The 12,989-nt window shown below is 65.9% G+C and carries 12 protein-coding genes; 2 read left to right on the forward strand and 10 right to left on the reverse strand.

Annotation, left to right across the window (positions count from 1 at the left end; genetic code table 11):
* Window positions 1–20 precede the first annotated feature (20 nt).
* Window positions 21–707 carry a CBS domain-containing protein gene (locus JJL56_RS26015; protein ID WP_145624192.1) on the reverse strand — a complete coding sequence of 229 codons (687 nt, stop codon included), beginning with the start codon at window positions 705–707 and terminating at the stop codon, window positions 21–23.
* A 161-nt stretch (window positions 708–868) separates the two neighbouring features.
* Between JJL56_RS26015 and JJL56_RS26020 the strand changes: the two genes are divergently transcribed.
* Entirely contained in the window at window positions 869–1,057 is a 189-nt protein-coding gene (locus JJL56_RS26020; RefSeq protein ID WP_145624190.1) for a hypothetical protein, read from the forward strand.
* 7 nt (window positions 1,058–1,064) lie between these two features.
* On the opposite strand, the gene JJL56_RS26025 is transcribed toward JJL56_RS26020, so the two are convergent.
* From JJL56_RS26025 to JJL56_RS26040, 4 genes are all read right to left on the reverse strand, one after another.
* Entirely contained in the window at window positions 1,065–1,769 is a 705-nt protein-coding gene (locus tag JJL56_RS26025) for a TerC family protein (protein ID WP_200486854.1), read from the reverse strand.
* Between the two features lie 115 nt (window positions 1,770–1,884).
* Window positions 1,885–3,375, reverse strand: a complete 1,491-nt coding sequence (locus tag JJL56_RS26030) for a tripartite tricarboxylate transporter permease (RefSeq protein ID WP_247889337.1) — start codon at window positions 3,373–3,375, stop codon at window positions 1,885–1,887.
* Between the two features lie 241 nt (window positions 3,376–3,616).
* A complete protein-coding gene (locus JJL56_RS26035) occupies window positions 3,617–4,123 on the reverse strand; it encodes a tripartite tricarboxylate transporter TctB family protein (protein WP_149163878.1) in 507 nt (168 codons plus the stop codon).
* A gap of 83 nt (window positions 4,124–4,206) precedes the next feature.
* Window positions 4,207–5,181 (reverse strand): Bug family tripartite tricarboxylate transporter substrate binding protein, encoded by a 975-nt coding sequence (locus tag JJL56_RS26040; protein ID WP_247891261.1) that lies wholly within the window; start codon window positions 5,179–5,181, stop codon window positions 4,207–4,209.
* Window positions 5,182–5,790: 609 nt separating this feature from the next.
* Here JJL56_RS26040 and JJL56_RS26045 point away from each other — a divergent pair.
* Window positions 5,791–7,494: a right-handed parallel beta-helix repeat-containing protein gene (locus tag JJL56_RS26045; RefSeq protein WP_425599148.1), complete on the forward strand. Its 1,704-nt coding sequence runs from the start codon at window positions 5,791–5,793 to the stop codon at window positions 7,492–7,494.
* A 160-nt stretch (window positions 7,495–7,654) separates the two neighbouring features.
* Here the strand turns inward: JJL56_RS26045 and JJL56_RS26050 are convergent, their stop codons facing one another.
* The 5 genes from JJL56_RS26050 to JJL56_RS26070 form a co-directional block, all read right to left on the reverse strand.
* Complete coding sequence (locus JJL56_RS26050) at window positions 7,655–7,984, reverse strand: hypothetical protein (protein WP_200486856.1); 330 nt, start codon at window positions 7,982–7,984, stop codon at window positions 7,655–7,657.
* Between the two features lie 250 nt (window positions 7,985–8,234).
* On the reverse strand, window positions 8,235–9,008 hold the full coding sequence (locus tag JJL56_RS26055) for a hypothetical protein (protein ID WP_200486857.1): 774 nt from the start codon (window positions 9,006–9,008) through the stop codon (window positions 8,235–8,237).
* Between the two features lie 99 nt (window positions 9,009–9,107).
* Complete coding sequence (locus JJL56_RS26060; RefSeq protein ID WP_145624174.1) at window positions 9,108–10,295, reverse strand: polysaccharide pyruvyl transferase family protein; 1,188 nt, start codon at window positions 10,293–10,295, stop codon at window positions 9,108–9,110.
* Window positions 10,296–10,358: 63 nt separating this feature from the next.
* A complete protein-coding gene (locus JJL56_RS26065; RefSeq protein ID WP_200486858.1) occupies window positions 10,359–11,384 on the reverse strand; it encodes a hypothetical protein in 1,026 nt (341 codons plus the stop codon).
* 278 nt (window positions 11,385–11,662) lie between these two features.
* Window positions 11,663–12,976 carry a glycosyltransferase family 4 protein gene (locus JJL56_RS26070; protein ID WP_119508187.1) on the reverse strand — a complete coding sequence of 438 codons (1,314 nt, stop codon included), beginning with the start codon at window positions 12,974–12,976 and terminating at the stop codon, window positions 11,663–11,665.
* Window positions 12,977–12,989: the final 13 nt, after the last annotated feature.

The raw sequence follows: 12,989 nt of genomic DNA on the forward strand, positions 1-12,989 counted from the left end.
ATGGGGCGGGTGGGCGGGGATCACCCGACGAAGCGGTTCCGGTTCAAATGCTCCTCCACGCGCTTCACGCCGCTCACGCCGCTCGCCGCGGTGTGGAGGGCGCGGCGCTGCTCCTCGCTATCCACCACACCCCAGAGCTGCACGACCCCGTCGTTGACGACGATGTTGACCTGATTGAGGTCCACCCAGGACTGGCTGCCCAGTTCCTCCAGCAGGGCGGCGCGGATCGCCTCGTCGCCGGACGCGCCGACACCGGCGGCACCCCGCCGGTTGCGGAGCAGCCCGTGCAGCAGGTTGGCCCGGCTGATGATGCCGACCGGGCGCCCGTCCACCAGGACGGGGGCGCGCTTGATCCGCTTGTCCTCCATCAGGTCAGCGATCTCCGCGATCTCGGTGTCGGGCGAGACGGCCTGGACCGGGCGCGACATGACGTCGCGCGCGCAGCGCCCATGGGTCTTCAGGAAGTCGGCGGCCTGCACGTTGCGGCCCACCAGCATCTCCAGCCAGCGGGCGCGCGGACGGTCGGTTCCCGTCTCCACCCGGCGCAGAAGGTCCCCCTCGCTTATGATGCCGACGGCGCGGCCGTCCTGGTCGACGACCGGCAAGCCGCTGATCCGATGGGTCAAAAGCAGTTCGGCGATGTCCGGCACGGGGGTGTCCAGCGCCACCGTGATGACCGGCGATGTCATGACATCCTTCGCTTGCATCTCGACGTTCCTCCCTGAACTGGCGGTGCGGAGCCTGTGTCCGGCTCCTGCTGCGTGTCTGGTATACGAAATGCTCGTTTTCTTATCCCTTGCTCCCCAACGGACTTTGCGTCATCTCTGCTGCAACGCAGCATGAGTGTGGTCAGAGTCCGGAGTTCCCCATGTTGGAGAGCCTTGCCGTCGTGTTCGCCCTGGCCGGCTTGGCCGCCGTGGTGACGGAGATTTTGCGGAACGATCCGGGGCTCATCTCCGAGATCACCACCGATGTGCGCGCCATGGCCCTGCCGAGCCGTTTCCGGGCGGTCCGGGGCGGTCGCTGCCGCGAGCCCCGTCGCCCGTCCTCCTGCTGAGAAGTTCTCAGGCCGGATCGGTTTCCACCACGGCGCGGCGGCGATTGATGTTGCGGGCCATCAGGAAACCGGCCGTCATCACCCCCAGCGCCGCGACGAAGGGCGCCGTCCCGGTCAGCACCGGCAGGCTTTCCGTCACGTGGGAATGGATGCTCGGGTCGGTGAGGATGACCTCCGCCGCGATGTAGCCGAGCAGCCCGGCGCCGGCATAGACCAGGGCCGGCAGCCGTTCGATGGCCTTCAGGATCAGGGTGCTGCCGAACACGATCAGCGGAATGCTGATGGCGAGCCCCAGGATCAGAAGCACCGTGTTGCCGTGCGAGGCGGCGGCGATGGCGATGACGTTGTCCAGGCTCATCACCGCGTCGGCGATCACGATGGTGCGGACCACCCCCCACAGCCCGGCGGAGGTGCCGGCATGCTCCGCCTGCTCCTCCTCCTCGGTCGGCAGCATCAGCTTGATGGCGATCCAGAACAGCAGCGCCCCGCCGATGATCTTCAGATACGGAATGGCCAGCAGATAGGCGATGATGACGGCGAACAGCACGCGCAGCACGATGGCGGCGGCGGTGCCGAGGAAGACGCCGATCTTCTGTTGCTTCGGCGGCAGCGAGCGGCAGGCCAGCGCGATGACGAGCGCGTTGTCGCCGCTCAGCAGGATGTCGATCCAGATGATCTGGAGCAGAGCGATCATGAAATCGGACGTGTCCATCGTCCCGAACCCCCCGATGTGAGAAGAAGGTCCCCCGCCGGGCTTCCCGTCCCGGACGCCGGCGGAGGATTGGGTGGAGCTATGTCACGGGGATGACCTATTTCACGGGGATGACCTATTTCACGGGGATGACCTGGGTCCCGCCGTCCTGCCGGGACTGGCGCTTGCGCAGCAGGGCGGAGAACACCGGCCAGAACAGCATGACCAGCGCCAGCGTGACGATGCTGCCGACCAGCGGGTTGGACCAGAAGATCGCCAGATCGCCCTGCGACACCAGCATGGCCTGCCGGAAGGAGCTTTCGGCCATGTCGCCCAGCACCAGGGCCAGCACCAGCGGGGCCAGCGGGTAGGACAGCTTCTTGAAGACGTAGCCGACGACGCCGAACACCAGCATCATGACGATGTCGAGGAAGGCGTTGTGCACCGTGTAGGCACCGACCGCGCAGATCACCACGATCACCGGCGCGATGATGCTGAAGGGAATGCGCAGGATCGAGGCGAAGACCGGAACCGTGGTCAGCACCACGATCAGGCCGGCGATGTTGCCCAGATACATGCTGGCGATCAGGCCCCAGACGAACTCCTTCTGCTCCACGAAGAGCAGCGGGCCGGGCTGGAGCCCCCAGATCAGCAGGCCGCCCAGCAGCACCGCCGCGGTGGGCGAGCCGGGGATGCCCAGAGTCAGCATGGGCAGAAGCGCGCTGGTGCCGGCGGCGTGGGCCGCGGTTTCCGGAGCGACCACCCCCTCCATCTCGCCGTTGCCGAAATTCTGGCGGTTCTTGGAGAAGCGCTTGGCGAGGCCGTAGCTCATGAAGGAGGCCGGCGTGGCGCCGCCGGGTGTGATGCCCATCCAGCAGCCGACGATGGAGCCGCGGATGGCGGTCATCCAGTAGCGGGGCAGGCTCTTCCAGGTCTCCCACACGACCTTGGCGTTGATTTTGGCGCTCTTGCCCTTGAAGGCCAGACCTTCCTCCATGGTCAGGAGGATCTCGCCGATGCCGAACAGGCCGATGACCGCGATCAGGAAGTCGAAGCCGCGCAGCAGTTCCACCGAGCCGAAGGTCATGCGCAACTCGCCGGTCACGCTGTCCAGGCCGACCGCGGCCAAGGCGAAGCCCAGCATCATGGCGCACAGCACCTTGAAGGGGGATTCGCTGCCCATGCCGACGAAACTGCAGAATGTCAGGAGCTGGACCGCGAAGAACTCCGCCGGGCCGAAGCGCAGGGCGAAGCCGGCGATCACCGGGGCCAGGAAGGTGATGAGCAGGACCGCGACGAACGCCCCGAAGAAGGACGAGGTGAAGGCCGCTGTCAGCGCCTCGCCCGCATGGCCCTTCTGCGCCATGGGGTGACCGTCGAAGGTGGTCGCCACCGACCACGGCTCGCCCGGTATGTTGAAGAGGACCGAGGTGATGGCCCCGCCGAACAACGCCCCCCAGTAGATGCAGGAGAGCATGATGATGGCCGAGGTCGGCGACATGCTGAAGGTCAGGGGCAGCAGGATCGCCACCCCGTTCGCCCCGCCCAGCCCCGGCAGCACGCCGATCAGGACGCCCAGCGTGATGCCGATGAACATGTAGGCGATGTTCATGGGATCGGCGAGCACGCCGAACCCCTGTATGAGTGACCCGAGCGCTTCCAAGTTTCCCTCCCTTTCCGGCATCCGCGCCCGTTCCATCTGGAAACGTCGCGTCTTGAGCGCGCAGGACAGGGTTCGTCCCTGCCGCATGGGCTGGTTCGTCGCGGATGCCCGCCGCTGCTTCGGTGTGCGCGGCCGTTCCCGCGGCCGCCCCGGCTTTTAAAAAACTGGATTGGTAAAAACTGGACCCGTCAGAACCCGAACCCCGTTAGAACCCGAACATCGTCTCCACCGGCCCCTTGGGAAGCGGAACCAGGAACCAGATCTCGAACATCACGAAGAGGCCCGCGGGCACGAGGATGGCGACGGGCAGGATCGTCTTGAGCGGATACTTGCCCACCCAATGCATGAAGAAGGCGATGAACAGCACCGCCGACAGATAGATGCCCAGGAAGGCGGTCAGGATCACGAAGACGGCGCTGGGGACCAGCACCTTGAGAACCAGGGCGAGCTGGTGTTTCTCGACGAAGGCGGTGCGTTCGCCGCTGTGGCGCCAGATGTTGACGGCCAGCGTGGCCAGACTGCTGACCAGCATGATGAGGCCGACATAGAAGGGGAAATAGCCGGCCTTCGGTCCGTCGGACCCCCAGCCGTTGCCGACGCGGACGCTGTCGGCCATCACCACGAGGGCGACCAGGGCGAACAGACCGGCGACGACGATTTCCATGGTCCGGTTCGAGACGACCGGATCACTGTTCTGCGTTCCATGCTCCATGGCTCACTCCCACAAGAAACCTGAACGGTGGGGGAGGGCGCCCGGGGCGCGATGCCCCGGGGGCCGCGCGTCGGACGGGAGGGCTATTGTTTGGTGAAGCCCGCCTTGTCCATCAGGGTCTTGTGCTGGGTTTCCGCCGCGGTCAACCAGGTCTTGAAGTCGTCGCCGGTCTTGAAGCTGACGTTGAAGGCCCCCTTCGCCATGAAGTCCTTCCACTCCTCCGTCTCGCGGACCTTCTTGAAGAGATCCACGTAATAGGCGATCTGGTCCGGCGTGACGCCCGGTCCCATGAAGATGCCGCGCAGCATGGTGTATTCGACGTCCAGCCCGGATTCCTTGCAGGTCGGGATGCTGTTCCACGACTTGCCGTCGGCCACCGGCTCTTTCAGCGGGATGCGCTCCTTGTCGAAAACGCACAAGGGCCGCAGCGCGCCGGCCCGCCATTGCGACACCGCCTCGATCGGGTTGTTGACGCTGGCGTTGATGTGGTTGCCGACGAGCTGGGCCGCCACGTCGCCGCCGCCCTTGTAGGGGACGTAGGTGAAGGTTACGCCCGCCGACTGCTCGATGGCGGCGGTGATGATCTGGTCCTCCTGCTTGGACCCGGTGCCGCCCATCTTGAAGCGGTTGGCGCCGCCCTCTTTGGCGGCCTCGACGAACTCCTTGGGCGATTTCTGCGGAGCCTCGCTGTTCACCCACAGGACGAAGTTGTCCAGCGCCAGCATCGCCACCGGGGTCATGTCCTTCCAGGAGAAGGGAACGCCGGTCGCCAGGGGCGTGGTGAACAGGTTGGACAGGGTGATGATGATCTTGTGCGGGTTGCGGTTCGACGATTTGACATCGAGGAAGCCTTCCGCACCGGCGCCGCCCGACTTGTTGATGACGACGATGGGCTGGCCCATCAGGTTGTTCTTCTGAATGATGCCCTGGATCATCCGCGCCATCTGGTCGGCGCCGCCGCCGGTTCCCGCCGGGACGACGAATTCGACCGATTTGGTCGGTTCCCAAGCGGCCTGGGCCGCGTTCGGAATCAGCAGAAGGCCGAGCGCGCCGGCCAAGGCCGTGCCGCTTGCGAGCGATCTTCCATAGGGCTTTTTAAAAGCGAAGGAGTCAAAAGGGGTCTTCCGCGCGCAACGCGGGCGCTGTACGTCCTTCATGCCTCATTCCTTCCCTTTATGGGTGGCCGGGCTTCCGTCGGCACGGCTCATCATTTTTGGATTGTCTGGCGAGACGGATTGTTCGTTCATCGAACTGTCCGTGTGGCGTATGGTATGTGGCATCCCAGCTTTCTTCAACAGGAATGTCACAAGACGACGGGGCCAATCACTGGGTGCAGCGCAGGAATCCATCGGAAATCGGCGGCTAAATTCTTGTAGTTCGCTGCAATTTCAAGAATTTGCCGAAAGCGTTACCTCGTTCGTGTTAGCGCTTAAATTCGAGGAACTACCTCCTTCGTTAGGGAAGTTCCTGTGATGGATTTGGCGCATTTCAAAAACTAATTATCCTAAAATCGAACCATTTAAGGCCACACGGGGCTGGTTAGGCTCCGGTCCTGTCGAAAACGATTGAGCGCACAGCAAGCGGGACGGCGCGATCCGCGCACATTCCCGCCCACCGCCACAAACGTGGCGCTGTAAAAAAGGAAAGAGTGAAAGACCATGGAACATATGGCCATTGAGCTTGATCATCAGAACCACGCCGACACGACCGGTTTTGTCGGTGATTCTGCTGCCGATCCGTTCCAGGCTGTTGTCGACAGCATCACCCCGGTGACCGCCGACAGCACCGCAACGCCGGACTCAATTCTCCATCTCCAGGCACTCCAGACCACCGCACAGCCTCTGGCGCTGGCCGACGCCACGGCCGCTGCCGCCGCCACTGCCAAGATCGTCGTGAACGCCTCCGGCACAGCCGCGGGCGGCGTGTCGCCCCATTTCAAGCTGCTGGTGGACGGCGCCGTGGTCGGCGAAGGCACCGCGGGCGGCGATGCCAAGGATTTTTCCTTCGACGCCAACGTGACCGCCGATCAGGCGCACAAGATTCAGATCCAGTACGACAACGACGGCGCCGTCGATGGGCAGGACCGCAACCTGACGGTCAACGCCATCTCCATCAACGGCCACAAGGTCGCCCCGACCGATCCGTCCGTCACCTATGACAAGGGCGCGCTCGACGGCAAGGACGTCGTTCCGGGTCAGGCCAACATGTGGTGGAACGGCACGCTGGCCGTCGCCGCTCCCAAGGAGTTCTTCGCGACGACCGCCGCCGCGGCCCCGGCCGCCCCCACGGCGCCATCCTCGGGCACGTCGGACTACCCGTCCACCCCGGCCTCGCAGATCTACTACGTCGATGCGACCAACGGCAGCGACAGCAACTCCGGCCATGACGCGAACCAGGCCTGGAAGTCGCTGGACAAGGTGAACGCCACCAACTTCGCCGCCGGCTCGCTGGTCCTGTTCGAGCGTGGCGAGACCTGGCACGACAGCCTGCTGGCCTCGACCTCCGGCACCTCCGACAAGCCGATCATCTACGGCGCCTACGGCACCGGCGCCAACCCGGTGATCGAGGCGGCCAGCGGCTCCAGCTACGCCGTCAGCCTGAACAACAAGGACAACATCACCTTCGACAGCCTGACCATGAAGGGCTCGGGCGATGCCGGCCTGCTGCTCAACGGCGGCGCCGACAACGTGAAGGTCACCAACTCGCAGATCGTCGACAACCAGGGCTCGGGCGTCGTCATCAGCGGCACGTCCCACGGGTTGCGGATCGACCATTCCACCATCGACGGCAACGGCGCCTACGGCATCGTGCATTACTCCGCCGACAACACCGACCAGTACTTCACCAACAACACCATCAGCGACAACGGCTGGCGGACCGACGGTGTGTATTCGGGCTGGAACGGCCGCATCCTGAGCGGAGAGATCGCCGACAACACGATCTTCAACAACGGCGCCGGCGGCGGCGACGGCCGGTCGCACGGGCTGTACCACGACCACAGCCAGGCCAACAGCACGCTGAAGATCCACGGCAACACCATCTACGACAACCCGCGCGGCGCCGGCATCCTCGCCAAGTCGAGCACCGAGATCTACGACAACACGATCTACGGCAACGCCAACGTCGGCATCTCGGTCGGCCAGAACCAGGGCACCAGCGTCACCTACAAGATCTACGGCAACGAGATCTTCAACAACAACGGCGGCATCATGGAGCACCTGAAGGGCGCCGGGTCGATCACGCTCGACGTGCACGACAACATCTTCAACAACAACAACGGCCGCTCCGCCGTGTCCATCGCCGACAGCATCAGCCAGAACGTCGCCAACAACACCATCTCCTCGGCTAACAAGGCCAGCCCGACCGCGTAAGGATGGGGTATCTCTCCACATTTTCGGCGACGACCGCGCCCGGCCATTCCTTGGCCGGGCGTCGGTGCGTTCGGATGCCGGCGATCACCAGTGCAGGAAGACGCCGACATCGCCCGCAACTGTCGTAGACCTCCCGCACGAAGCCGGTGAGGCTGTCCGGCTAGGTCGGGCTCGACATATTGTTGATCGCCCGGCCGCCGTCGCTGCAATAGCCGCTGGGAAAGCGCACGATCTCGATTTCGGTCTCCCCGCGTTCCGCCGCCGCGCGGACGGCACGGGTGAAGCGCTCCTTGGCGTCCGGGCGGACGTGCTGGTGCATGAAGGCGTCGTGGATCGCGCTCTGCTCCTCCTGCCTTTTCTTCTCAAGCTCCTGGGCCTCCTTCCGCCGCGCCATCTCCTGAGCTTCGGTGATCGCGTGGAGATCCTTGGGCGTGATGAGGTCGCCGCCAAGCGGGGAGGTCGGAGGGATGGAAGGACCATCTGCGGGCATGTCGCATGTCTCCCGGTAAAGGCCGCCGGCCTTGTCGGTCTGGAATGCGGATCGCTTCAGGGGCATTCTGGACGCCGCCGCGGCCCGCAATCCCGCCGGGACGCGGTCATACAGGGTGGCACCCGGAACGGCGGCGCGTCCACCACCAGCGCACGGCAAAGCCGCCGCCGGTTTCGGCGGCGGCTGAAGCGCCTGGAAAGACGAGGAAACGGAGTCTGGGTGTAGGAGCCGGGAGGGCGGCGGGCCGCCGTTACCCGAAGATCGCCAGCCCGATCACCGTCGCGGCGAAGGCCCCGACGGCCGAGGCCAGGGCGGCTATGATCGTGGGGGCGTGCGACTTGGCCGACTTCACCTTCAGCGCGTCGTCGAAGCCGCGCAGCGTCGTGTCCATGCGGACGAGGAAGACCTCCAGCCCGGCGACCCGCTCCTGAAGGCTGTTGAGCGCGTCCGACAGGGCGGCCTGCTGCGCCGCGGCGGCACCACCGGCTCCGGCCTGGCCGGTGGCGATGCGCTCCTGCGTCTCGCGCAGCAGCCGGGCGATGCCCTGCTGGCCGGCGGCGATCTGCTGGTGGTCGCGGCGGGCGGCGTCCAGCCCGGCGCCGATGCGCACGAGATGCGGGGCGAGTGTGCGCTCTAGCAGCTTCTCCTCGGCGCTCGGCTGGGCGAAGGTGGCGATGGTGCCGGTGCTTGGGGCGACGACCACGGCGACGACGCGCGTGGGGTCGAGCCCGTCCGGAATTGCGAGGTCGGCCTCGAAGGCGTGGTGCCCGTCGCCGAAATTGCCGCCGACCAGATCCTCGCGCGGGCGGTCGGCCAGCGTGCGCCCCAGGACGACGCTGCGGCCGTCCGGCATCTCGGCGCGGAACTCGACTTGCAACCGGTCGGTAGGGTAGGAGCGGTCCCAGGCCCAGCCGTAGATCCGTCCGGCCTGGACGGCGTCCACCCGGCCTTCGATGACGGACGCCGCAGGCTCCGCCGCGACGGGAGTGGAGGACATGGAGTCGGGCGTGGCGACATCGGGCATGGCGGGCACTCGCGAGTAAGCGGAAGAAAGAACGGGAACGGGGCGCCGGCCCCGGAGAACGCCCTCCGGGACCGGCGCCCCTCTTTGCGGCAACCGCCGTCAGGCCGCCTTGCGCTGCGGGGACTTGCGCGCGGTCGGGCTGGGCATGCGGTGCGGGATGTAGTTCTCGTCCAGGAACTCCCGCATGTCGCGGTAGCGCTGGTAGAAGGTGCGGTTGAACTTCTCGAACAGGCTCTGGTCCCAGTATTCCTCAAGGACGAAGGGCTTGTCGGAATAGACGTCGTAGCAGGGGATCGCGAAGGTCTCCGCGAACTCCGCCGTACGGCTGTCATAGCTGAAATAGACCGACGGCGTGCCGTTCGACAGCGCCATCAGGTTGCCGTGCAGGCGGTAGCCCAGCACGAGGTCCTTCGAGCGCACGATGTTCTCGTAGTCGGCAACGACGTCCGAGTACCACAGGCGCGAGCGGTACAGCTCGTCCAACTCCTCGTCGAAGTACCAGTTCTTCAGCCAGTTGTTGTTGTGCAGCTCGTCCCAGGCCTCGGCCTTCTGCTCGTCGGTGCCCCAGAGCAGCTTCTTCTCCTCGACCTCGCCCTGCATCATCAGGACGGTGTCGAAGCGGCGGCTCATGTCCTTGACGAAGTCGCGGTGGCGGGTGAGGTAGGTCTTCACGTCCGGCGAATAGTGGCTGGACACCTCGCGACGCATGGTGATGCCGACGTTGCGCACGCTGTCCAGCGACGGCAGGTCGATGCGCAGCTCCGGATCGCGGTTGCGGAAGGCGGTCGGGCAGCCGACGATGCGCACGTTCTTGATGCCGAGGTCCCACAGCACTTCGGCGGTGTAGGTGCCGCGCACGCCGAGCGTCGTCGACTTGTCGGCGAACATCTGCCAGATGCGCTTGCTCTCGTCCGACAGCGTCAGCTTGCCGGTGGCCGGGGCCTGGGCGCCGACGCCGAAGGCGATGACCGGGATGCGCAGCTTGGACAGCACCTGCTCGGTGCCTTCCGGCCAGGTCATGTGGTCGTGGATGTAGTTCGACCCGCGCAGGAACACGTAATCGTATTCGGCGTTGGCCCGGTCCACCACCTCCTGCTTGAACTCGCGGATCTCCACGACGTCGAGACGGTCAAAGGTCAGCAGCTTCAGCGAGGAATCATAGACGAAGGCGTCGCCGATGTTGTGGTAATGATTGATGCTACGCTGAATGTTCTGGTAGCTGTACCACCGCACGCAGTCATGGTCATAGACTTCGCCGGAGGGAATCATGACTAGGATGTTAGCCAATTTAATTCTCCTGGGGTCGGGGTGGTGGAAGGTTGCGGGGTTCGGGTTTTATCTTGATTAATTTTAGCCGCCTTGGGACGGCTCAACCCGGATCATTATTCGGACCAGATCGCGATCCCTGGTCGGCTTGCAATTTTTCTGGGCAAGCCGGGTCAGATAGAGCTGGGCGTTTCCATCCGTGTCCTCGAAATTCCGGCTTCTGGCGTCCGGATCGAGAATGGCCGGGTAGTAGAAGGTCTCGTCCACGGCGCAATTCTTGTCGGTGAGCAGCGGTGCCGCCCAGGCGAGGCGGGGGGCGGACCAGCCGATCAGGTCGGCGGAGGTCGATACCCACACGCCGGACACCGGCTCCGCCCCTTTGCGTTCCGCCCGCCGCCCGGCCATCACCGCGACGTAGAGGCCGCTCGGCGTGTGGCGGACGAGGCTGGTGACCGTGAAGGGCAGCCGGTCGGGCGGCAGCGGCGCGCAGACCGACGCCTCGGGATCGGCCTCGCCCTGGGTGTAGGGATCGCGGAAGCGGACGGTGAAGTCCCGCCCGTCCCACGCCCGCCAGGACGCCGGATCGGCGAGGTCGCGGGTGCGCATCAGGCAGACGCCGCGCTTCTGCGCGCCGATGCCCTCGGCGAAGGCCATGGCGTAGTACCAGCCGTCGCGCTCGACGATGTTGCTCGGCGCGAACAACCCGGCCCGCTTCCCCAGATCGCCGCGGAAGCGGTAGGGCACCCCGGCGACGTAGCGCGCCGGCCCGAAGCTCTGCCCGCCGTCGTGCGAGACGGTGAGGGTCAGCGTGTTCCACCAGCAGGCCATGTAGTCGCCCGTCGGGCAGAGGTCGCGGCGCTTGTGGCCGTGGTACTCGTTGTGAACCAGCCCGTAGACGGTCGTGCCGTCGAGCGTGTAGGGCGAGGTCAGCCAGCCCATGTCGTCGAAGCGCGCCGGGTCGTCGCGCTTGGCCGATTGGAAGACGATGCTGCAGGCGTGGTGCAGCTCGTTCAGCGACGGGCCACTCAAGGTCCGCGCGCGGGTGTGCGCGGCGAGCAGCCGGACGCTGCCGTCCGCCGCCTTCCAGGCGCGCGCCGGGGCGTCCGGCACGTCCCAATCCTCACAGGCCTGGGTGCGATGGTCGTAGACGGTCTCCAGCGTAGCGCCCTGGGGGACGCTGACGCGGAGGTCCGCGGCGTGCGAGGGGGTGGCGAGGAGGAGGGTGGTGAGGAGGATGCCGGCGTATTGCCCCCACCCTAACCCTCCCCCGCTGGGCGGGGGAGGGGATTGAAGGGCATGCGGCGGAGTTCCCTCCCCTGCGCAGCGGGGGAGGGTTAGGGTGGGGGCCCGTGTGCCGGACGTGGGGCCCCGTCTCCCGAACATCCCCATCACGGCTTCTGCGCCACCGCCCGCTCGGGCATCGACACGGCACCACCACCCACATTCGCGATCAGCGCGTCGAACACGTCGGCGTGACGGCGTGCGCATTCCGCGCGGTCGATGGGACGGCGGATGCGCATGCGCAGCCGGTCCCACAGGTCCGGCGTGGTCAGCGCCTCGGTCAGGCGGTCCACCAGATCCTCGACGCTGGCGTTGCGGAAATGCAGGCCGTCCACGCCGTGGGTCACCTTCTCGCCCATGCCGCCTATGTTGCTGGAGATGATCGGGCGGCCGTGCAGGAACGCCTCCTGGATCACCACCGGCGAATTCTCCCACCAGATGGACGGCATCACCACCCAGTCCACGTCCTTCATCAGGCCGGGCAGCTCGGCGGAGCGGTAGCTGCCGTAGAAGCGCACGCGGTCGCCGGCGCGCTCCACCGCCTCGTTGAACTTCTTCTGGTAGGCCTCGGGCTGGCGCTCCAGGTTGCCGCCGAAGATCATCAGCGCGCCGTCCTCGCCCCACGCCTTTTCGGAGACCCGGCCGATCGCCTCGACCAGCACATGGGCGCCCTTGAACTCGGTCAGCTGGCCGAAGAAGGCGAAGCGGTTGCGCTTGCCGCCGCGGGCGAGCGGGCGGGGCGGGGCGATGCCTTCGACGGTCAGGCCGTTCTCGATCATCCGGAACTTCTCGCGGGGCAGGCCCCAGTCGACGTAGCGGTCGATCAGGAAGTTCGACGGGCTGACGTAGAAGTCCGCCTGCTCCAGGAAGGTCTTCAGGAACAGCTCGCGCTTGAAGAACTGGGCCTCGCCGATGTGCGGGAAGCAGCCGGCGCAGTCCGCCGGGCTGGCGCGGTAGCACAGTGTGTTGCGGCTGGTCTTCACCATCTGGCCGTGGTGGTGGCAGATGGACAGATACTCGTGGAAGGTCACCACGATTGGCACGCGGGGCAGCGCCTGCCGGATCGCCTGGATCGTCTCGATACCCAGCCCCAGGAAATGGTGAAAGTTCACCACGTCCGGCTGGAGGTCGCGGACGTAGCGCACGAAATCCTTCTCCAGCCCCGGCAGGTTGCGGTTCGACAGCCGGAAATGGTCGTAGTCGTTTGCGTGGTAGAGGACCTCCCGCTCTTTCTGGCGCAGCGCCATCAGGGCGGAGCTGCCGTGCGGCGTGACCGGCGGGGAGGTGCGGGCCAGGTAATGGCTTTCCCAACCGGGCAGGTCGTGAAGCCCCTGGTGCAGGTTGTAGGAGGCCACCTCCGCGCCGCCCAGCGAGAAGGCGGGATGGCCGTGGCTGATGATCAGGACGCGCTTGTTGCTCATGGTCGGGCCGATC

The organism is Azospirillum aestuarii, from assembly GCF_016632405.1.
Classification (GTDB): domain Bacteria; phylum Pseudomonadota; class Alphaproteobacteria; order Azospirillales; family Azospirillaceae; genus Azospirillum; species Azospirillum aestuarii.

Coding starts and splice junctions, on each gene's coding strand:
- JJL56_RS26015 (WP_145624192.1), bottom strand. CDS start 707: ATGCAAGCGAAGGATGTCATGACATCGCCGGTCATCACGGTGGCGCTG.
- JJL56_RS26050 (WP_200486856.1), bottom strand. CDS start 7,984: ATGCCCGCAGATGGTCCTTCCATCCCTCCGACCTCCCCGCTTGGCGGC.
- JJL56_RS26020 (WP_145624190.1), top strand. CDS start 869: ATGTTGGAGAGCCTTGCCGTCGTGTTCGCCCTGGCCGGCTTGGCCGCC.
- JJL56_RS26035 (WP_149163878.1), bottom strand. CDS start 4,123: ATGGAGCATGGAACGCAGAACAGTGATCCGGTCGTCTCGAACCGGACC.
- JJL56_RS26045 (WP_425599148.1), top strand. CDS start 5,791: ATGGCCATTGAGCTTGATCATCAGAACCACGCCGACACGACCGGTTTT.
- JJL56_RS26070 (WP_119508187.1), bottom strand. CDS start 12,976: ATGAGCAACAAGCGCGTCCTGATCATCAGCCACGGCCATCCCGCCTTC.
- JJL56_RS26025 (WP_200486854.1), bottom strand. CDS start 1,769: ATGGACACGTCCGATTTCATGATCGCTCTGCTCCAGATCATCTGGATC.
- JJL56_RS26055 (WP_200486857.1), bottom strand. CDS start 9,008: ATGCCCGATGTCGCCACGCCCGACTCCATGTCCTCCACTCCCGTCGCG.